General features: G+C 73.8%; 18 protein-coding genes and 1 pseudogene. 5 read left to right on the forward strand and 14 right to left on the reverse strand.

All coding sequences use genetic code 11. The features are described 5' to 3' along the window. Positions 1-11: 11 nt before the first annotated feature. Positions 12-458: a DUF6299 family protein gene (locus ACFWBY_RS00795; RefSeq protein WP_385334812.1), complete on the forward strand. Its 447-nt coding sequence runs from the start codon at positions 12-14 to the stop codon at positions 456-458. Positions 459-516: 58 nt separating this feature from the next. On the opposite strand, the gene ACFWBY_RS00800 is transcribed toward ACFWBY_RS00795, so the two are convergent. The 5 genes from ACFWBY_RS00800 to ACFWBY_RS00820 all read right to left on the reverse strand — a co-directional run bounded on the left by ACFWBY_RS00800 (position 517) and on the right by ACFWBY_RS00820 (position 6,112). Further along, a complete protein-coding gene (locus tag ACFWBY_RS00800; RefSeq protein WP_385334814.1) occupies positions 517-684 on the reverse strand; it encodes a hypothetical protein in 168 nt (55 codons plus the stop codon). Positions 685-763: 79 nt separating this feature from the next. Continuing rightward, a complete protein-coding gene (locus tag ACFWBY_RS00805) occupies positions 764-2,857 on the reverse strand; it encodes a SpoIIE family protein phosphatase (protein WP_385334837.1) in 2,094 nt (697 codons plus the stop codon). A gap of 14 nt (positions 2,858-2,871) precedes the next feature. Then, the gene (locus ACFWBY_RS00810) at positions 2,872-3,177 is read right to left on the reverse strand and encodes a hypothetical protein (RefSeq protein ID WP_385334816.1); all 306 of its coding nucleotides are present in this window, start codon (positions 3,175-3,177) and stop codon (positions 2,872-2,874) included. 11 nt (positions 3,178-3,188) lie between these two features. After that, on the reverse strand, positions 3,189-4,454 hold the full coding sequence (locus ACFWBY_RS00815; RefSeq protein ID WP_385334818.1) for an NAD(P)-binding domain-containing protein: 1,266 nt from the start codon (positions 4,452-4,454) through the stop codon (positions 3,189-3,191). 227 nt (positions 4,455-4,681) lie between these two features. Further along, positions 4,682-6,112, reverse strand: coding sequence for an ATP-grasp domain-containing protein (locus tag ACFWBY_RS00820; RefSeq protein ID WP_385409608.1), 1,431 nt, complete (start codon positions 6,110-6,112; stop codon positions 4,682-4,684). A 294-nt stretch (positions 6,113-6,406) separates the two neighbouring features. Here ACFWBY_RS00820 and ACFWBY_RS00825 point away from each other — a divergent pair, with 294 nt between their 5' ends. After that, positions 6,407-7,840 (forward strand): glycosyl hydrolase, encoded by a 1,434-nt coding sequence (locus ACFWBY_RS00825; protein WP_385344899.1) that lies wholly within the window; start codon positions 6,407-6,409, stop codon positions 7,838-7,840. A gap of 14 nt (positions 7,841-7,854) precedes the next feature. On the opposite strand, the gene ACFWBY_RS00830 is transcribed toward ACFWBY_RS00825, so the two are convergent. The 9 genes from ACFWBY_RS00830 to ACFWBY_RS00870 form a co-directional block, all read right to left on the reverse strand. Next, positions 7,855-9,000, reverse strand: a complete 1,146-nt coding sequence (locus ACFWBY_RS00830) for a GNAT family N-acetyltransferase (RefSeq protein ID WP_385344901.1) — start codon at positions 8,998-9,000, stop codon at positions 7,855-7,857. Further along, positions 8,997-9,698, reverse strand: coding sequence for a lipopolysaccharide biosynthesis protein (locus ACFWBY_RS00835; protein ID WP_385344903.1), 702 nt, complete (start codon positions 9,696-9,698; stop codon positions 8,997-8,999). The genes ACFWBY_RS00830 and ACFWBY_RS00835 overlap by 4 nt, the downstream gene beginning before the upstream one ends. Before the next feature lie 70 nt (positions 9,699-9,768). After that, positions 9,769-11,139, reverse strand: coding sequence for a glycosyltransferase (locus ACFWBY_RS00840; RefSeq protein ID WP_385344905.1), 1,371 nt, complete (start codon positions 11,137-11,139; stop codon positions 9,769-9,771). Further along, entirely contained in the window at positions 11,136-11,912 is a 777-nt protein-coding gene (locus ACFWBY_RS00845) for a polysaccharide deacetylase family protein (protein ID WP_385344910.1), read from the reverse strand. The genes ACFWBY_RS00840 and ACFWBY_RS00845 overlap by 4 nt, the downstream gene beginning before the upstream one ends. Beyond that, positions 11,902-13,638 (reverse strand): murein biosynthesis integral membrane protein MurJ, encoded by a 1,737-nt coding sequence (murJ, locus tag ACFWBY_RS00850; RefSeq protein ID WP_385344912.1) that lies wholly within the window; start codon positions 13,636-13,638, stop codon positions 11,902-11,904. Before murJ ends, ACFWBY_RS00845 begins: the two co-directional genes overlap by 11 nt. Positions 13,639-13,757: 119 nt before the next feature. After that, on the reverse strand, positions 13,758-15,176 hold the full coding sequence (locus tag ACFWBY_RS00855; RefSeq protein ID WP_385342880.1) for an O-antigen ligase family protein: 1,419 nt from the start codon (positions 15,174-15,176) through the stop codon (positions 13,758-13,760). A gap of 2 nt (positions 15,177-15,178) precedes the next feature. Further along, positions 15,179-16,720: an exopolysaccharide biosynthesis polyprenyl glycosylphosphotransferase gene (locus tag ACFWBY_RS00860; protein ID WP_385342882.1), complete on the reverse strand. Its 1,542-nt coding sequence runs from the start codon at positions 16,718-16,720 to the stop codon at positions 15,179-15,181. Between the two features lie 2 nt (positions 16,721-16,722). Next, positions 16,723-17,946, reverse strand: coding sequence for a glycosyltransferase (locus ACFWBY_RS00865; RefSeq protein WP_385342878.1), 1,224 nt, complete (start codon positions 17,944-17,946; stop codon positions 16,723-16,725). A gap of 19 nt (positions 17,947-17,965) precedes the next feature. After that, complete coding sequence (locus tag ACFWBY_RS00870; protein ID WP_385342877.1) at positions 17,966-19,066, reverse strand: DUF3344 domain-containing protein; 1,101 nt, start codon at positions 19,064-19,066, stop codon at positions 17,966-17,968. A gap of 196 nt (positions 19,067-19,262) precedes the next feature. Here ACFWBY_RS00870 and ACFWBY_RS00875 point away from each other — a divergent pair. The 3 genes and pseudogenes from ACFWBY_RS00875 to ACFWBY_RS00885 all read left to right on the forward strand — a co-directional run. Then, positions 19,263-19,385, forward strand: a pseudogene (locus ACFWBY_RS00875) (chaplin); the annotation flags it as partial. A gap of 117 nt (positions 19,386-19,502) precedes the next feature. Further along, positions 19,503-19,913, forward strand: a complete 411-nt coding sequence (locus ACFWBY_RS00880) for a rodlin (protein ID WP_385342874.1) — start codon at positions 19,503-19,505, stop codon at positions 19,911-19,913. A 226-nt stretch (positions 19,914-20,139) separates the two neighbouring features. Beyond that, positions 20,140-20,373, forward strand: coding sequence for a chaplin (locus ACFWBY_RS00885; RefSeq protein ID WP_385342872.1), 234 nt, complete (start codon positions 20,140-20,142; stop codon positions 20,371-20,373). Positions 20,374-20,485: the final 112 nt, after the last annotated feature.

Below are 20,485 nucleotides of genomic sequence, written 5' to 3' on the forward strand. Positions count from 1 at the left end.
CAGGAGGAACGATGGCCGCGTCCGGCCCCCGCATGGCCCTGGCCGCACTCGCCGCTCTCGGCGCCGCGGCGGTATTCACCGCCCCCGCGAATGCCGCGCCGTACGGCAATGACATTTACGTATCTTCGGAGGTTCACATCTCCGAGGACGGCAGGATCCACCTTTCCGGGGTCTACCACTGCACCTCCCCGTCACCCGCGGGAGGGGTTCAGATCAAGGCGACCATCGTCCAGGAGGACGTGCGCCTGAGCGTCGGCGGCGGTGACGCGCGGTGCGACGGCACGGAACACGAGTGGTCGGCGCACGGCACGCTCGCGTTCACCCCGAACGTGCACGCCGGTGAGGCGCTCGCCGAGGCCCGGTTGCAGGAGGTCCACTTCGGCGGCGGACTGCTGCCGCGGTCGGTCGACACGGTGGCGGAGTACAGCCACCAGGTCGTGGTGATCGACCACCGCTAGGGCGCGGGCCGCCCGCCGCGACGACGCCCGTCCGGTAGCCGCCGCTACCGGGACGGCGTCAGCGGCACTCGGGCGCGACGGCCGTCATCGACATGAAGGCCACCGTCTGGCACCCCGGGTCCGCGTGGGGCCGCCCGGTCGTCCAGTCCACCACCGCGGGCACCCCTGCGGCGAACAGCAGCAGCGCCAGGGCGCCCGTCACGGCGCCCTTGCTCAGGCGGCGCACGGAGAGATCCGCGAAGTCCGTTTCATGGCCGCATCATCGCCCCGCCTCGGCCGGTCCACAACTCGACGTGACCCGTCGGTCACGGTGCGCTCCGGGCGGCGCTGCCCGCCGCGTCGAACTCGCACCACACCGCCTTGCCGTCCCCCCGGGACTCCACCCCCCAGTGCGTGGCCAGGGCGTCCACCAGCAGCAGGCCGCGCCCGGTCGTCGCCGACTCCCCCGGCGTGCGCCTGCGCGGCCACACGCTGGAGCGGTCCTTGACCCAGAGCCGGATCCGCCGGACCGGCTCCGGCAGCACCTCCATGGTCACCACCGCCCCGCCGTCCGTGTGGAGCAGGGCGTTGACGAGCAGCTCTCCCGCCGCCAGCTCCACGTCGTCGGCGAGCTCCGGCATGCCCCAGTCGCGCAGCGCCTGCCGCAGGGCGTAGCGGGCCTCCGAGAGGCCCTCCGGGTCGGCCTGGTGGACGTACTGGTGGATGCGCGGGGCCCGGTGGGTGCCCGGGTCGGGGGCCCGGCGCAGTACCAGCAGGGCCACGTCGTCGCCGGAGCCCCAGCGCTCCCACAGCCGGTCGGAGAGGTGGTCGGCGAGCGCCCCGGCCTCCTGCGGGCCGCTGCGGACCGCGTGGGCGAGCGCCTCCATGCCCTGCGTGATGGCGGTGCCCGGTTCCTCCACCAGGCCGTCGGTGCACAGGACGAGCGTCTCGCCGGGGACCAGGTCGAGCCGGGTCTCGGGGAACTCCTCCCGCTCGAAGAGCGTGGCCAGTCCGAGCGGCAGGCCGCCGCGTACGTTGGGCCAGCCCGTTCGTCCGTCCGTGTGCCGGATCAAGGGGCCCAGGTGGCCCGCGCGGACCGCCCGTACCCCTCCGGTCTCCAGGTCCACCTGCGCGTACATGCAGGTCGCGAACCGTTCGGTGTCCAGCTCGGCGAGGAAGCGCGAGGCGCGCGCCAGCACGGTGGACGGCGGGTGCCCCTCGCCCGCGTAGGCCCGCAGGGCGATGCGGAGCTGGCCCATGATGGCGGCGGCGTGCGTGTCGTGGCCCTGTACGTCGCCCACGACGATGCCGACGCGGTCGCGGGGCAGGGCGATCACGTCGTACCAGTCTCCGCCGACCTCGCGTCCGCTCCAGGCGGAGTGGTAGCGCACGGCGATCTCCCCGCCGGTGATCTCGGGGATCCGGCGGGGCAGCATCATCGCCTGCAAGCCGGTGGCGAACTCCCGCTCCTGGTCGAAGAGGAGCGCCCGCTGCAGCGACTGGGCGACGATGCCGGCCAGGCCCAGGCACAGGTTCTGTTCCTCGGGGCTGAACTCGTTGCGCCGCCGGTAGAACAGCACCAGCCCGCCGATGGCCTTGGCCTGCGCGATCAGCGGCAGGTAGGCGGCCGCGTCGTAGCGGATGCGGCCGAGGTAGTCGGAGAGGAGCGGAAACTCGTCGGAGAGCGCGGCGAGGGAGGTGACGAAACGCGCCTTCCTGGTGATCACCGCGCGCGACAGCGGCAGCGAGCCGTCGAGCCGGGTGAACTTGCGCTCACTGAGGATCTCCAGAGACTCCCCGCTCAACGCGATGATCTTGATGGTGCCGCCCTCGACCAGGCCGAGGGCCAGACCCTCGGCGCCGATCCGCTCCAGCGCGCCCGCGCCCGTCAGGGCGGCCGTCACGTCGTCGACCGTCACCGCCCGCGACAGGGCCTCGGTGGTCCGCTGCACGATGGTGGCCTGCTGGGCGCGCGCCGACTCCAGCTTCCGCAGCACCGTGAGGTGGGCCAGCTCGGCCGTCGCGTCCCGGACGATGCCGAGGATCCGTACGGGCTGGCCCTCCCCGTCCCGGATCACCCGGCCCTGGGTGTGCGTCCACTGGTCGCGGCCGTCGCGCCGGCGCACCGTGAAGTACTGCCCGTAGGTCTCCTGCCCGCCGTCCAGCGCCGCCAGGACGGTGTCCGCGAGCCGCGCGCCGTCGTCGGCCGGGATCCGCAGCCCCAGCCCCTCGGGGGTCTGGTCGAACCCCTCCGGCTCCAGGTCGAAGACCGACATCCCGGCCTCGTCCAGCACCAGCGTCCCGGCGGTGAGGTCCCACTCGAAGCTGCCCATGCCATTGAGCGCGAGCCGCTCACCGGGACCGGTGAGGGGGCTCGCGGGGCTCTCCGGCCTCTTGTCGCGTCGCTCCGCCGCTGCCACGAGACTCACACCACCTAACGGCCGGGCCAGCACGGCTGTGAGATCAGCCGCTCCCACTCTTCGTCAGGATGCCCCGGAAGAGTGCGACCGGCCTCCCGCCAGCGTTCGACGAGCGCGAGGTAGATCGTCGAGGGGTCGTACGGGGCCTGCGGGTACGCGGGGTACGGGTACCCGGGGTGCGGGTACGGGGCGCTCGCGTACGGGGCGCTCGCGTACGGGGCGCCCGGATGCGCGGGCGCCGCCCTCGCCGTGCCGGGCTGTTCCGCACGGCTGGCGGGAATCCTCGCCCAGCCGCGGCCCTGTGCTCGCTCAGCGCTCATCGCGGACCCTCTCACGCTCTGTGCCCGGCCGCCGGAGCCCGGTCGGCCCGCGGCGCACGGGGGGAACCTGTCCGCGGGCCGGCGGCGCCCAGCCGCTTGCGGACTCCTGACACCAGTCTCCCCGCCGTGAAGCCGGCGCCGTGCACGAATCGCATGGAAGGGCCGAATGAGGGAGCCGTCAACAGTCCGGCGAAGAAGAGCCCGGGCCAAGAGGACTCGAACCCGGCGCTCAGCTCCGGCGTCCCGCCCTCCCCCACGGTGACCAGCGCGGCGCGCAGCCCCGCGTCGAGCAGCTCCAGCCGGGCCAGGTCCGGGGTGAAGCCGGTCGCCGCGATCACATGCGCGACGTCCAGTACGACGGACTCCCCGGCGGCGGTCGTCAGACCGATCCGGACCCGCTCGCCGGCCGGGACCGCCGCTTGCAGCCGGTGCCCGAGCAGGGCCGGGACCCGCCGCTCGAAGCGCTCCCGCAGCCACCAGGCTCCGGCCGGCCCCAGCGCGGTCGCCGCGATCCGCTCCCGGGTGGGGGCGGGCAGCCGGCGCACCGCCCAGGGCAGCTCCGACCAGGCCCAGCTGCGCCAGCCGGTGCCCAGACCGCTGTGCGGCTCGCGCAGGGCCCGCAGCGGGGGCCGGCGCAGCGGCTGCGGCACGGTGTTCCAGTTCAGCCGGGCCCGCCGGGCGACCAGGCAGGGCCGGGCCCCGTTCTCCGCGAGCAGGGCGGCGGTCTCCAGGGCCGCCTGGCCGGCGCCGAGCACGGCGACCTCGCGGCCGGCGAAGCGGGTCAGGTCGCGGTGGCCGCTGCTGTGCGAGTAGTGGGTCGCGGGCAGTTCCCGGAGCGCGTCGGGGTACCGGACGAACGGCATGACGCCGACGGCCAGCGCGACGGTCCGGGCGAGCAGGGGAGGCCCCTCGGCGGTGCGGACCATGAATCCCTCGCCCTGCGGGGTGACTTCCGTGACGGTCGCCTCCTCCACCGGGGGTGCTGCGTGCCGGGCGAACCAGAGCCCGTAGGAGCTGAACGTCCCGATGGGCAGCGGAGTTCCGTGTTCGGCGAGGATGCCGCTGTTCGCGCAGTACTCGGCCAGCGTGTAACGCCCGCCGGGCGCGGACAGGTTGGAGGACCAAGGCTCCGACTTCAGGTACATGCCCTCGGGCATGTGGTCCCGCCACGAGGCCATGGGCCGCCCGAGCACCCGCACCCCGAGCCCCGCCCCGGCCGCATGCGCGGCGATCGAGAGCCCGTAGGGCCCCGCCCCGACCACCACGAGGTCGTCCATCCGCGTCAACGCCGTCCTCCAGTCTCATGGTTCGTCCACCAACGCCAACGCGAAGGAGCCGGTCACCGGGTCATCGGTTCTCCGGCTCACGGGCCCACCGGTTCCCCGGCCCACGGGTCACCGGGTCACCGGGTCACCGGGTCACCGGGGTCACCGGGTCACCGGGGTCACCGGGTCACCGGGGTCACCGGGGTCACCGGGTCACCGGGGTCACCGGGTCACCGGGGTCACCGGGTCACCAACTCGTCCGGCTCGGCCGGTGCCTCCGGCGGGGCGGGCCGGGAGGCGGGCGCGGCCGGCATGTCGCGGCCCCGCTGGCGCGGGGCGCGGACCACCGCGCGGGCCCTGCGGCGGCCGTGCTCGGGGACACCGCGCAGCACCCGCCCGGCCTTCCCCGCTCCCCGGCCCAGGAACGCGGCGAGCATCGCCAGGAAGGGCAGCGGGTCGTCAGCGGCGAACCAGGCCGCCTCCACCCGGCCCCGCGCCACCCGCGGCGCCACCCGTAGGGGCCCCGGGACCTCGGCGCGGCCCGGCCCGGCACCGGCCACCGCCTTGCGGCCCCCGGGCACGAGCGGCCGCCCCGCCCCGGCCGGGCCGACACGTCCCGCCGGCAGCACCGGCCGGCCGGCGGCGGGCGGGCCGCCCTGCCGGCGGGCGGCCTCCCCGGGCGCCCCGGGCGCCGCGGGCGCGGAGAACGCGGCCGGCACGGTCCCGGCGGAGTGCCGCCGGGGACGCCACCCGCCGCGCAGCGCCGCCAGGAGGGCGTAGTTCTCCGCCACGAAGACCCGGCCCGGGCCGCCGGACGGCTCCGGGACCCGCCGGCCCGCCAAGTCCAGGTACATCGCCCGGACCACGTCCAGGCCGCCCGCGTCCGTGAAGAGCCGGAACTGCGCCCCCGGCCGGGGGTTGAAGTCCACGAGCCGGAAGACGCCCCGCTCGTCCCGGCGGAAGTCCAGGTCCAGGATCCCCTGGTAGCCGAGCCGTTCGGCGAGGCGCAGCCCGGCCTCCTCGACCGCGGGGTCCGGCAGCCACCGGCCGACCGCCGTCAGTCCCGTCCGTACCGGCCAGGACAGCTCCTTGCGCCCGGAACCGGTGATCAGCGGGTGCCCTCCCCGGGCGAACGCGCCGTGGAAGAACCAGTCGGTGTCCGGCCCGGCCGGCAGGAACCTCTGGAGCAACAGCCGGCTGCCCGCCTCCGCCGAGCGCTCGTAGAGCCGCCGCGCCTCGGCGGCCGCATGGAGGAGGGTCGTGCTGCGCAGGCCCGTGCCCGAGGGCAGCAGCCACGGCCGGCTCCACTTGGCGATGACCGGAAGTCCCAGCCGCCAGGCGGCCTCCGCCGCCTCGGCCCCGCTCGCCGGGATCACGGTCTCCGGGTGCGGGACGTCCCACCGGGCGCACAGCCGGGACAGCTCGGCCTTGTCCGCGACCCGCGCGGGCAGGTTGTCGGGCTGATGGGGAATCCGGAAACGGTCCGTCAGCATCGGCGCGACCCGTGACACCGCGATCGCGCTCAGATCGTCCATCGCGATGAGCACCGCCGGGCGCCCGATCCGCTCGGAGACCCCCGTCAGGCACTCCAGCAGCGCTTCGGGAGCCTCGGGGTCGAGCCCGCCGGCCGGCCCGGGATGCACGGCGCGCAGGTAGCGCGAACGCCCCATGGGACCTCCCCCGGCCTCGACGACGGCATGGACCTCCACGCCTTCCCGCCCAAGGGATCTGACGGCGCCGAGGGTTCCGTGGTGAAACGGATTCCGATCGAGTCTGAGCAGAACTGCGGGCACTTGGCTGGGATGCGCGTACATGGAAGCGGTGTCTTTCACCTAGTCGGACCAAGCAAGGAGTGTGCGCACCTGCGAATGGCCTAGGAAGCGATCTCCGGACAGGCCATTCGTCAGATCTGATGTCTAACGTCTTTGGTAAGCACACCGATTCAGGAAAGCTCGGGAGACGCCATGCCCAGACCACGCCGCCGACTGGCGGGCACCTGCATCGGTACGGTGACGGCCGGACTGCTCGCGACCGGGGCCGCCCTCGCGGCCCCCGAGGAAGAGAGCGCGGGCTCCGACATCGCCATGGGCGCCTATCTCGACTACGGGCCGCCCGGAGTGGCCCGGATCCCGTTCCTGTCGCACTGGCTGGGCGGCAAGGAGATCCGGGTCGGGCACACCTATCTGCCCGGTGACCAGTGGGCGGGCATCGAGGGCAACGTCGAGTTCCTCGACGACTGGGCCGAATGGCGCCGCGAGCGGGACGACCGGATGTTCGTCCTCAACGTCCCCATGCAGGAGCGCAACGAGGCCCGCGTCCCCGACTACCGCGTGGCCCAGCTCATCCGGGCGGGCGCGGACGGCCAGTACGACCGGCACTTCGAGAAGCTCGCGCAGCGGCTCGTGACGCTGGGCGTCCCGGACACGGTGATCGTGCTCGGCTGGGAGATGAACGGCCTCACCTACACCCACCGCTGCGGACCCGACCCGGAGAACTGGAAGGCGTACTGGAGGCGCGTCGTCAACACGATGCGCTCCGTCCCCGGTCAGGAGTTCAAGTTCGATTTCACGCCGAACCGCGGCACGGACGCGATCGGCTGGACCAAGTGCTACCCGGGCGACGACGTGGTCGACATCGTCGGGATGGATTCGTACGACCAGGCTCCCGGCCGGACCTTCGACGACCAGATCACCCAGCCGTACGGGCTCCAGCAGCACGTCGACTTCGCGAAAGCACACGGCAAGGAGATCTCGTACCCGGAGTGGGGACTGTTCCGCAACGGGGACAACCCGGAGTACGTGCGGCGCATGCTGAAGTGGATCGAGAAGCAGAAGCCGCTCTACCACACCATCACCGACTACTGCCCGCACGGCGTGTGGCAGTGCAAGCAGAACCCGGAGTCGGCGAGGGTCTTCCGCGACGCGCTGACGCCGGAGAAGCCCGGCCCGGTGATCCCGACGCCCGTGATCCCGACGCCGGTGATCCCGACCCCGGTGATCCCGACGCCCGTGGTGCCCACCCCCGTGATCCCGACCCCGCAGATCCCCACGCCGCAGATCCCGACCCCCGTCGTCACACCGCCGCCGCTCGTCACACCGAGCCCGCTGGTCCCGTCCCCCGAGGTCAGCCCAGTCCTCCCCGAGGTCCCGGCGAGTCCGAGTCCGAGCCCGAGCCCGGCGGTTCCCGATCCGGACCCCGTGGTCCCGCTCCCCGAGCCGTCGCCGGTCGTCCCTACGCCGAAGCCGACCCCGCCGCCCGGACCCACACCGGCGCCCGTCAACAACACGGAGTGGTGCGTACCGCTCAACTTCGGCGAGTGGCTCTCCGCGCTGGTCGGCAAGCAGTCGGTGTGCGTCCAGGTCGACTGGGGCAGGGACTACGGTTTCTGGCCCTTCTAGACGGGGCGGTCGGGTCATCGGACCCGCAGTTCGTTGAGCCGCGCCCGCCAGTCCCTGGCGGCCGGCAACGCCTCCCGCAGGACGTCCACCGCCCGCCCGCGCCCCGTCACCTGCGACTCGTGCAGTCGCAGGAGGGGCGCGAGCGCCGCCGTGGCCAGCAGGAAACGCTGATTGACCACCGTCCGCGGCCGCCAGTGGTTCTTGTACGGTTCGCTGCCGCGCAGGAAGCTCACCACCGGGCGGCCCTCGGCGAGCGCGCGGCCGGTCTCGTAGCGCAGCAGCAGCGTCGCCACGTCGACCTTCCGGTCGCGCAGGTCCGGGTCGGCCCCGTAGAGGTAGCCGCCGCTGAGCGCGCCCGACAGCAGCGTGAGGTTGGCGGCCACCACCTTCCCGTCGAGCCGGAACTCGGCCAGCCGCCCCTCCCCGGCCCGCACCATCCGCCGGGTGGCCCGGGTCAGGTGCTCGGCGAAGCGCGGCTTGAGGTGCTCGGGGGTCACCCCGCGGCCGCGCCACTGCTTCTCGTGCAGCCTCAGCAGCGTCCGTACCGCACGCGGCACTTCCTGCTCGGTGACCTCGTGCTCCTCGATCCCGGCCGCGTCGGTCTTGCGGAGCTTGGCCCGGACCCGCTGCGCGCCCGAGGCCGGCATCCGCTTGACCAGCTCGTCGAAGGGGACCACGGGCAGCTCCATGCACGTGGAGTCGGTCAGCTTCCTGCCGATCCCGGGCCACGCCGCGTACACCGCCTCGGCGGCGGCGCCGGGCCGTACCTCGCGCAGGTCCACGACGGCGCCCCGGGCGGCCCGGTGCAGGCCGCGGGCGAGCGCCGGGACGACCGCCCCGGCGTGGTCGGCCGCGACCAGGACGTCGAAGTAGTCCGTGATGCCCCCGCCGAGGGGTACGAGCAGCGGCAGCGGGCGGTGTACGAGCATCAGTGCGGCGGCGCCGACCAGTTCCTCCCCGCGCCGCACGAGGACGATCCGGAGCCGGCCCTCCTTGCCGTAGGACAGCCACCAGGAGTGCAGCCAGGCGTGGCTCTGGAACGGCGTGGCGCTGGGGCAGGCGCGGACGAGCCGGTTCCACGGCTCCTCCAGCGCGGCGAACTGCCGGGGGTCGCGGCACAGCGTGACCGACAGGGCGGCCCCGGCGGAGCCCGACGTCATCGCACGGACTCCTTCTCCTTGGTCTCGCTGTGGTCGCCCTGCGCGGGCAGCGAGGCGAACTCGCCGACGACGACGGCGCCGGATTCCTGGCCGCCGCCCTCGCCCTCGTTCTTGCGCCGCGCGGGCCGGGCGAGCATCCACAGCCCGCCGAGCAGACCGCCGGCGCACAGGCCGACGGCCCCGCTGAGCTTGGGCGAGGCCGAGGCGGGCTCCGACGGCGCGACGGCCTGGTTGAAGAGGAGCAGCTGCACGCCGGTGTTCTTTGCGGCCTGGTTGCTGCTCAGGGACAGGGCGTCGGCGACGGCGTTCGCGATGTCGGCGGCCTCGCCCGCGCTCTTCGCGGTCCCGGTGATGGCGATCATCGGGGACTCGGGGGAGGTCTCGGCGCGCACCTGCTCGCGCAGTTGGCGCACGCCTACGCCCGCGCGGGGCTGGGCGTAGGCGAGGGTCGAGTTGCTGGTCGCGATGCGGGCGTAGGCCTGGGCGAAGCCCAGCGCGGTGGCCGGCTCGGTGGTGTCGTCGGGGACCGCGACCACGTAGCTGGTGGCGGCGTACTCGGGGGCCTTGAGCACCCCGTAGGCTCCTCCGGCTGCGAGCCCCAGCAGCGCGGCGGCGGGCAGCGGCCACCACACGGGGGGCGGCAGGAGCCTTACCCGGCGCCGGTGGGTGGACTTCTTCTGATCGGCGGTGTCAGCCATGTGCGTGCCTCTTTCCTGGTGGAGGGGTGGTGGGTGCGGTCCCCGTGAGAGGACCCCTGCAGGGGACGGATCAGCCGCTCTCGCCGTCCGGCGGGCCGTCGCCGGCCCGACGCGCGGCGCTCGTCGACGGCGCGGCCCCTTCGGGCTCCCGACCGGCGGCAGCCGGGACGGCCGGCGGGCCCGCGTCCAGCCCCGCACGGGGGCCCTTCCCGGCGTTGGACGCGGGAGTTCGTGGCGCGGGGTGCCGCAGGCCGGCCCCCGGCACCGGGGCCGCACCGTGCGGAACCGGCACCGCCCCCCGGTCCGACGCCGAAGACGTGGTCATCGCCAGGTCGTAGACGGCACGCAGCTGCGCCGCGCTCCGCGCGATGTCGTACCGCCGCACCACCGGGGGCGCCGGCAGCCGGCGGGCGCCCGCCTCCATGTGCCCCCGCAGCGCGGCGACCAGCTCCTCCGTGCCCGTTCCGATCCGCCGCGCCCCCGGCGCCTGAGCCGCCGGCAGGTCGTCGATCGCCGGGCACGTCACGTGGAGCACCGGCAGCCCGGCGGCGAGGGCCTCGATCACCGCCAGCCCGAAGGCCTCCTCCCGCGACGGGGACACGAAGACGTCCATCGCGGCGAGCAGCGCCGGGATCCCGGGCGTCCGGCCGTCCGCGCTGTCGCCCAGCGGGTCCCGCTCGCCCAGCAGGTGGATACGGCTCTGCGCCCCCAGCTCGGCGGCGAGCAGGCGCAGCGACGCCCGTTCGGGACCGTCACCGGCGAGCAGCAGGTGCGCCCCGGGCAGGGCCGCCACCGCGCGCACCAGCGCGTCGAACCGCTTGCCCGGTACGAGCCGTCCCACGCCGCCGACCACGAAGGCCCGCTCCGGCAGCCCGGTCCGGGCCCGCGTGGTACGCCGTACGCCGTCGTCGAAGCGGAACCGCACGGCTTCGATCCCGTTCGGCACCACGTGCACCCGCCCGGCCGGCACCCCCCAGGCCTCCAGCCGGGCCGCCACCGTGTCCGAGACGGCGACCGTCGCCGCGCCGAGCCGCTCGCTCGCCAGGTACAGCGCCCGTACCCCGCGGGACAGCGGGCGGCCCTCGATCTCGCCGTCCCCCAGGGAGTGTTCGGTGGCGACGCTCACCCGCACGCCCGCCAGCCGGGCCGCGGCGCGCCCGTACACGCAGGCCCGGTACAGGTGCGTGTGGACCAGGTCGTACCGGCCCCGCCGGATGAACTTGGCCATCCTCGGCAGCGCTCCCAGGTCCCGGTTGCCGCGCATCCCGAGGTGCACGACCCGGATCCCGTCCGCCCGCAGCCCCTCGGCCACCGGACCGGGGTTGGTCAGCGTCAGCACGTCGCACCGCATCGGCATGTGCCGCAGCAGCAGCCGCAGCTGCTGCTCGGCGCCGCCGACGCCCAGGCCCGTGATGATGTGCAGCACCCTGTCCGGGCTCACAGGTGCACCGCCCGTCGCATCTCCCGCACCTGGTGGCGCATCTGCTTGATCCGCAGCCGGGGCCCGCCGTCGGCCTGGCTGATGTGCGTACGGGGCATCGCGTGCGGGCCGGCGAGACGCCCGGGGTCGATGGCGCACGCGTAGGCGTATCCGGCGGCCCGGGTCGCGGCGACGACCCGGGCGTCGAGGTGCCCGTACGGGTAGCAGAACCCGGCGGGCAGAGCCCCGGTCAGCTCCCGGATCAGTTCGCGGCTGCCCCGCAGCTCCTGCTGGAGCACGTCGTCGACGGCCGCGGTGAGGTCCTGGTGGAGCAGGCCGTGCGAGCCGATCTCCTGCCCCGCGGCGGCGACTTCGCGGATCCCCTCGGCGGTGAGCAGGGCCTTGCGGGGGCCGAGCGGGTCCCAGACGTTGTCGACGCCGAGCCGCCCGGGGAGCACGAAGAGCGTCGCGGTGCAGTCGTAGCGGCGCAGCAGCGGCAGGGCCAGGGTCAGGAAGTCGGCGTAGCCGTCGTCGAAGGTCAGGCCGACCAGCCCGGCGCCGTGTCCGGCGGCGCGGGCCCGCAGCAGCTCGCCGACGGACACCCCGCGAAGGCCCCGGGAGCGCAGCCACAGCAGCTGCGCCTCCAGGGCGTGCGGGGTGACGGTGATGCCGTACGGGTCCTCGGCGGGATCGGTGAACTCGGCGACGGAGTGGTACATCAGGACCCACGGCGATGCGGTCCGGCGGGCGGGGAGCACCGCGGCGGGGCGCGCCGTGTCGGTGTCAGCGGGCATTGCGGAACCTCTGGGTGAGCTGGGAGGTGAGGTGAGTGGTGAGCTGGGCGATCTGGCCGGGCAGGGCGGTGACCTCGAGTGCCCGTATGGCCATGCCGGTGGCTCCGAACATGGCGGGTACGAGCAGGCAGCCGAGCGCGGCGCTGACCATCGGGTCGGGGATCTTCGGCCCGGCGATCCAGCCGGTGGCGCAGGCGGCGACAGCGGCGACGGAGAGCCGGCCGATGCTGGCGGCGACCCGCCGGACCTGGATGGCGATGATCCGTGAGCCGAGTCCGGTGAGCAGCAGTCCGGCGGTGGTGGAGATGCCGGCGGCGTTGGCCGCGGCGATCCCGTAGGTACCCCACCAGCCGACGGCGAAGGCTCCGGCCACGATGTTGACGAGGAGCCCGGCGCCCATCGCGAGCGCCGGGAACCAGGTGGGCCGGGCGGTCGAGAAGAAGGGCCGGGACAGCGCCCCGACGAGGCAGTGGCCGAGCAGGCCGAGGCCGTACACCCGCATGACGGAGGCGGTGGCCTCGGTGTCCTGGGGGGTGAACGCCCCGCGCTCGAAGAGCACTTGGATGATCTGGGGCGCGTACCCGATGACGAGCGCGGTGCCCATGAGGACGGCGAGGGAGGCGAGCGCGAGGTCCTGTTCGACGCGTCGCCGGGCCTTTTCCCGTTCTCCGCCGGCCATGGCCTGGGCGACGACGGGGAAGGTGACGGTGCAGATCATCAGGGACAGCACCATCGGCATCTGGGCGACTTTTTGCGCGTAGTTGAGGTGGGAGATGGCGCCGGACGGGAGGGACGCGGCGAGGAACCGCTCGACCAGGACCTGCGACTGGCGGAAGACGGCGAAGAAGATGACCGGTGCGATGACGCCGAAGGCGATCATCGTCGGCCGGTCCCGGTCCCGCTGACTGCGCGGGGCGCCCTTGGCGCGGGTCGGGCCGAAGCCCACGTTGCGGATGAAGGCGGGCAGTTGGACCAGCGCCATCAGCATTCCGCCGACGGCGACTCCGGCGGCGGCGGCGCGCACCCCCCACAGGGCGTGCAGGGCCACCATGGCCCCGATGATCCCCACGTTGTACGAGACGTAGATGGCGGCGGGCGGCACGAACGAGCGGTGGGCCCTGAGCGCGGCGCTGAAGTAGCCGGCGATCCCGAAGGACAGCACGGTCAGGGCGGTCAGCCGGGTGCATTCGACGGCGAGCGCCGGGTCCGGCAGCCCGGGTGCGAGGACGCCCACGACGAGCGGCGCGGCGACGATGAGCACGGACGCGACGGCGGCCAGGAGCACCACGAGCCGGGGCAGCGTCGCCCCCACGAGCAGCCGTACGGGATCCTGCGCCCGGGCCTCCTTGCGGGTGAGCCCGGCCCTGCTGGCGGCCCGGCGGGCCAGTGCGTGGCTGAACGCGGGCACCATCAGCAGTGCCATGGCGTCCTCGATGAGCAGGGTCGAGGCCATCTCGGGGACGGTCCAGGAGATGAGGAAGGCGTCGCTGTCGTGGCCGGCGCCGAAGAGGTGGGCGATGGTCTGGTCCCGGACCAGCCCGAACACCGCCCCGGCGGCGGTCAGCCCGGCGGTCACGGCGGCCGCCTTGGCCAGTGCGCTCCCGGTGCTGCCGCTCGCCGGGTGGGCTCCCCCGCCCTCCGGGGGCTGTGGGGGACGCGGGCCCGGCGCCTTGCCCCTGCCGCCTCCGGCCGCCGGACCGGCGGTGGGGCCGGCGGTGGGGCTCACGTGTGGCGCGGCGGGCGCAGGGCCGGCGGCAGAGCCGTCGGCCGGGTGTGGAGGACGGCCCGCAGTCGCGGCGACCTCGGTCGCCGCGGCTGCGGGCCGCCGCCAGGGCGTGGTATCCGTCACCGGCGGGCCGCACCCTCAGGAGCCGGGGCCCCGGGAGTCGGACCGGGGCGACGACCGGAAGCGGCCGGGATGGCGCGTCCGAGCCCACCCGTTTCACCGCCGGAGGCCGACGGCAGCGCCCACCAGGCGGCCAGACCGATGATCACCCCGGTCAGGACGGTCGACGGGCCGCCGATGTCCGCGTAGAGGAAGTCGGTCAGCTGCCAGACGAACAGCCCGATCGCGACCAGTCCGCAGTCCCGCAGGGCGGCCTCCCCGGCGAGGCACCTGCGAAGGCCCGCCACGAGCAGGGCCAGCCAGCCGCCCGCCAGGGCGATCAGTCCGATCAGCCCCTGTTCGCTCAGCACCAGCAGGTACATGTTGTGCGGGGACAGCAGCGGCTGGCGGATGTACGCCTGTCCCGCGCCGGCGGTGTCGCTGCCCGAGGACAGGGCCAGCCCGGAGTGCGAGTCCCGGTTGGCCGGGAAGCCCTTGAGCCCCACCCCCACCGCCGGCCGCTCGCGCCACATCGACTCGGCGGCGGCCCACATGGTGTAGCGGTCGGTCACCGACTGGTCGGGGGCGTCGGAGACCTGCGTGATCGAGGTCAGCCGCTCCGCCACCATCGCGGAGCCGACACCGAAGCCGCCCACGAGCACCACTCCCACGGCGGCCAGCGCGACCAGCACCTTCAGGGCCCGCCGGATCCCGGCCAGCGCCATGACCAGTCCGGCCGCGCCGAACGTCGCGATCCAGGCACCCCGGCTGAAGGACAGCACCAGCGGGACCACCAGGACCAGAGCGGCCGCACCCGAGGCCCGCCGGACCCGCGCCGGCAGCCCCGGCGCGAGGGCCCCGGCCGTCGCGACGACCAGCCCGTAGGCGACGACCGTGGCCATGCCCATGACGTCGCCGGGTCCGAAGGTGCCCACGGCGCGGATGTCCTCGCCCTGGTAGGAGGCCCCGGTGTGGGTGGCGAACTGCACCACGCCCACGGCGCCCTGGACCAGCGCCAGCACCACGAAGCAGCCGGCGGCCAGCCGGAACTCCCCGGCGTCTCGCACCAGCAGCACGACCGCCGCCGGGACCAGCACGAAGACCTGGAGGTAGCGCACGAAGCCGGGCAGGGCCGCGTACGGGTCCCCCGCGGTCACCGTCGAGACGGCGAGCCCCACGGCGGGCAGGCCGAGGGCGAGCACCCCGAGCGGGGTCAGGGCCCGTACCCGGCCCCGCAGGGCCTGGACCCCGCAGACGAAGACGAGCAGCAGCGAGGCGGCGTCGGCCGGGCCGACCTTCCCGGAGGCGGTCGCGTCACCGGCCGGCAGCGGGACGAGGAGGGCCAGTACGGTCGCGGCGAGCGGCAGCAGCGGCCAGTGCCGGCGCAGGAGATCGGCGGTGTCCGGGCGGGCCCAGGACGTCGGTGCGGCAATGCTCATGCTCAGCTGCCCCCCAGCCGGAAGCGGAAGAAGGAGGCCGCTGTGCGGGCGAGGATCCACAGGTCCTGCCACAGCGACCAGGTGTCGATGTAGTGGTTGTCGAAGCGGGCCCGGTCCTCGATGGAGGTGTCCCCCCGCAGGCCGTTGATCTGGGCGAGGCCGGTGATGCCGACCGGCATCCGGTGACGGGCCTCGTACCCGGGGTGGACGCTGCTGAACTTGGCGACGAAGAAGGGCCGTTCGGGCCTCGGACCGACCAGGCTCATATCACCCCGGACGACGTTCCACAGCTGCGGCAGCTCGTCCAGCGAGGACTTGCGCAGGAAGGAGCCGATCGGGCTCATCCGGCAGTCGCCGGCCACCGTCCACCGGGTGGCGGACTCGTGGGCGTCGGCGCGCAGGGTGCGGAACTTCAGCAGGGTGAAGGGGCGCCCGTACAGGCCGACCCGCTCCTGCCGGAAGATCACGCCCCGCCCGTCGTAGATCCGTACGGCGAGCGCGCACAGGCCCATCACGGGCGCCGCGGCGAGCAGCGCGAGCGCGGCGAGCAGGGAGTCGATGGCGCGCTTCGCGTAGCGCTCCAGGGGGCGCGCCGGGCGGGGCAGCAGCGGCTGGACGGCGTAGCCCCACAGCTGGTCGGCGGGTTCCGCGACGCGCATCCCGGTGACCTTGGCGGTGCCCGCCGGGTCGGCGAGCCAGAGCCGGCAGCCGTGGTCGTGGAAGAGCCGGACCAGGGAGGCGGTGCGCTCGTCGGCCTCGGGCGGGCGGGTGAACACCGCGTGCCGCACCGAGTTCTGGATGACGGCCCGCCGGATGTCCTCGTGCGTGGCGAGTACGGGTACCCCCGCGGCCCCGTCCGCGCCCGACCCGGTGTCGGCGAGCCCGACGGGGCGCAGCCCGTACTCGGGGCGCCCGTGCAGGGCGGCGGCGACCGCGCTCGCCCCGGCGCCGGGTCCGACGACGAGGGCGGAGGCGGGCCGGCGGGCGCGGCTGCGGCGGCGGAGCTGGTTGACGAATCCGCGTCCCGCGCAGGCCAGTACGACGTGCAGGCAGACGGCGCTCAGCAGGACTCCCCAGCTCAGCGCCGAGGTCGGGGCGACCGCGGCCGTGACGGCGGCGGCCCCGGCCCACAGGACCGCGGCCCGCCCCGCCAGCGCGGGAAGTTCGAGGAGTGCGGAGGGTGCGAGCCGCGGCCGGTACAGACCGGCCTGCGCGTTCAGCCCGGCCAGGAGCAGGGCCATGGGTGCGGCCGCCTGGGCCGCCGGCTCCAGTCCGGGCAGGGCCACGGCCGTCACCACGACGGCCAGGACGTCCGCGGTCAGCAGCGGGACCAGCCCGTCCCGGCGGCGGACCCGGCGCGGCCGGGCGGCGGGGCGGGCCTGGTCGGCCCTCGGCCCGCGCGGCGGGTGGATGGCTGTCACGGAGCGGCGGACGGCGGTGGTGCCGGTCGTGGCGGTGCCGGTACTCGTGCCGGTGGCGGCGGTGCTGCCGCCGGCGGGCCCCGTGCCGCCCTGCCCGGTGTGCCGGGCGGGTGCGCTGTCCATCGTCATCGGCTGATGCGCTCCTGGTTCAAGGGCCGGGGCCTGCCCAGCAGTTCGTGATACAGACCGGTGACCGCGTCCGTGGTCCGCCGCACGTCGAAGTCCATCCGTGCGTGCCGCTGGGCCTGCTCACCGAGTTCGGCGAGCAGTCGAGGCTCGGCGAGCAGCCGTCCCAGGGCGTTGGCCAGCGCCGTCGGGTCTTCCGGCTCCACCAGGCACAGCCGTCGCTGGCCGGGCGGCAGGCTCTCCCTGGCACCGCTGACGTCGCAGACCAGGACCGGGCGGCCACAGGCCATTGCTTCGAGCGGGGCGAGCGCCATGCCTTCCCACCGCGACGGCAGTACAACGAGATCGGCGGCCCGAAGCCACGGTCGGATGTCGCGGGCGGCTCCGGCGAAGTGCACCCCGGGCGGGGCCGCACGGCGCAGCCGTTCCGTGTCGGGGCCGTCGCCGACCAGCGCGAGACGGGCGCCGGGGACGGCTCCGAGCAGCTCGGGCCAGGCCCGCAGCAGGATGTCCTGCCCCTTCTGCTGACAGAGCCGGCCGACACAGACGGCGAGCGGCCCGTCGCCCTGGAAGGCTTCGGGCAGCGTCAACTCGGCGCGCGCCCGGGCCTTGTCCAGGGCGGGGTCCGGGTCGCCCGGGCGGAAGTGTTCGAGGTCGACGCCGTTGCGGATCACCGACCAGCGGGCGGCGATCCCCTCGGCCTCACCGGTCCTGCGTTCGGCCTCGCTGACGCAGAGCACCCGGTCGGCCCAACGGGCGCCGAACCGCTCCCAGCGCAGGGCGAGCGCGGCCGTCGCCCCGCCGACTGCGTCGAAGGACCAGGCGTGCGGCTGGAAGACGGTCGGGACGGTGCCGCGCACGGCGAGCCGCCCGGCGAGCCCCGCTTTGGCGCTGTGGGCGTGCAGGATGTCGGGCCGGACGCGGCCGATCAGGCGGCGCGCGCCCAGCACTTCGGCGGCGAGCCCCGGTCCGGGGGCCCGTCCGGCACGCCAGGTGAGCACCTCGGCCCCGGCGGCGCGGGCGGTTTCGGCGAGCTGCCCGCCGCGCGGGCAGCCGACGACGGTCCGCAGTCCGGCGGCCGACTGGGCCCGCACGAGATCGACGACGACGCGCGCGACACCGCCGTCGACGGGCTGCACGAGGTGCAGGACGGTCGGCGGCCGGCCGGGCGGGGAGCCGGGTGAGGAGGACGGGGGCGTGGGAGGGGAAGGCTGTGTCGACACGTGGAGCGGTCTCCTGCGTTCAGCGGCGCGCGTCTGTCTGAACGAAGAGCACACCGAGGAATTGACCCTGGCTTTCGCCCGTGAACCCGAAGGTCAGGCTGCGGGCGCCACCGGAAAGGGCGGGGCTCAGATCGAACACGTCCGCGTCGTATCCGAGGTTATTCATGTGTTCGGGCTGTCGCACGAACGGGGGATGCCCGAATTCCGTGATTGTGGAATTCATAACATCATTAAAAGGATTTTCTCCGTCACTGAGACTGATCCGGCGCCCACTGTCGGCCGTCACCGTGAGTGAGTCCCCGAGCGTCCCGCGGTCCCCGTCATACGCGACGAACCCGGCCCGGCCCGAAGCCCCGGGCGCCACGTCCAGGCCGGTGACCTCCACCGTCTCGCCCGCCGCCTCGCCGGTCCCCTCGGCCAGCCCTTCGAAGCCGTCCCAGATCGACACCCGGCGCACGGGCTCCTGCGGGTGCTCGTAGGCCACGACCAGCGTCCAGCCGCCCCAGGCACCCATGCCCGAGTGCCCCATGGCGATGTTCAGCTGGGCCACCGTCCACATCCCGGCGCCGCCCTTGCGGACCAGCGGCGTCACGTCGGCGGAGGCCTGGTAGGCGTCGCCGGCGTCGTCGCTGCGGTGGCCGATCACGGTGTCGGCCAGCACTTCCTTGTAGGCGCCGCCCGGCTCGGCGACCAGCACCCGGCCGTTGTCCTCCGGCGGCTTCTGCTCACCGACCCGCAGGTTCCCGCCCCAGTACAGCCGGGCGTACGAGACCTTCGCGCCCTGCGGGACCTTGAGCTCGGCCCGGGTGGAGTTGTAGGTGTCCGGGTCCTTGTCGACCTCGTCGTAGAACATCTCGTAGTCGCCGTTGGCGCCCGCGGCGCCCTTGTTGACCGCCGCGCACGGCTCGGCCTGCGCGGACTCCTCCTTGCGGCACCCGATCGAAGAGTTCGAGGCCCGGACCAGGCCGCCGTGCTGCACGGCCTGGTAACGCTGGGTGAAGGGAACCCTGGGCGCTTCCCTGCCGGCCGGGGCCGCGGCGCCCGCCACCGGCACGTTCGCCGAAAGTGTGAGGCAGGACAGCAAACCGAGCGTGCCGAGGATTCTGCGGGAGGAACCCATGACCCTGTCTCCTAATTTCGATCAAGGGGACAAAACAGGAGTGAACTTTGTCAGAACTCAGGCTGGAAATCACGCCGGACTCGCCCGTACGGCCTTTTGGGCGATACCACGCACCCTCGGTCCGGACGGGTCGTTACGGGCTGGAAAATTGTTCGAACAAAAAAGAAAAAGGCGAGCGGCTTCGCGGGCGGTCTCCGGCGTCCTGAGCGGCAACCTGCTCCAGGTCCCCGTCGACGTCCCGGTGAACGTCCGCGGCAACACCGTCGACGTGATCGCCCTGCCGAACCCCGCGTTCGGCAGCACCTGCGTCAACGCCTGACGTCAACCGTGCCGACCGAAACGTCGGCATCCGAGTGAAGCCACGCAACCCGAACCACGCTCGGGCCGTTGATCCAGGTGCTTGAGTACCCGGCAATCCTGCAAAAAAGGGACCATCATGATCAAGAAGTTTGCGGCCGGCGCAGCGGTTGCCGCCTCGTTCGTCGGACTCGGTGCCGCCATGGCCCCGCAGGCCATGGCCATCGGCAACGACAACGGCATCAACACCGTGAACGGCAACGGGGCCTCGCAGATCTACGGCAACCAGGCGACCTACGGCAACATGAGCCCGCAGATGGCGCTCATCCAGGGCTCCTTCAACAAGCCCTGCATCGCCCTGCCGGCCAAGGCCAACGTGCAGTCCGTCCTCGCCCTGGTCAACGTCGGCGTCCAGGACATCCCGGTCCTGTCCAGCCCGCAGAACCAGCAGTGCACCGAGAACTCCACGCAGGCCAAGGGCGACGAGGCCCTGTCGCACATCCTCGACAACATCCCGATCCTGTCCGGCAACGTCTCCTCCGGCAGCTGACAGGACCCCGCGCCACGCGCCAGCGAGGCCGCCGCGCCTTCGGGTCGTGGCGGCCTCGCCGCATGTCGAACCGCGGAAAGAGTCGGCCGAAAGGCGGCAGGAATTCAGGCCGCACGAGCATGTGAGTGAATTGACGAACGGCTCGGAAGGATTCTCGGTTTCTTTTCCTCGACCCACTCGTTGTTATTTCTGCAGCGGATAGACCTCTGCGGGAAGGATCGAAAAAATGACGTACAAGAAGGCAGTGGTGCTGGCCGCCGGCATTCTGATGGCCGCCGGTGCCGCCTCCCCCGCCATGGCCGACGCGGCAGCCGAGGGCGCGGCAATCGGCTCCCCCGGCGTCCTGTCCGGCAACCTCCTCCAGGTGCCGGTGCACGTCCCGGTCAACGTCTGCGGCAACACCGTCAACGTGATCGCGCTGCTGAACCCCGCGTTCGGCAACACCTGCGTCAACGCCTGACGAAGCGCCTGTGCCCGTAAGGGCAGACCTCCTCGGGGTGGCCTCGGAGTGCACGGCGGTGCACTCCGAGGCCACCTTCGATTCAGCACCGGCCCAGCGCCGGTAGACAGGG

The sequence above is a fragment of the Streptomyces sp. NPDC060049 genome (genome assembly GCF_042736715.1).
Classification (GTDB): Bacteria; Actinomycetota; Actinomycetes; order Streptomycetales; family Streptomycetaceae; genus Streptomyces.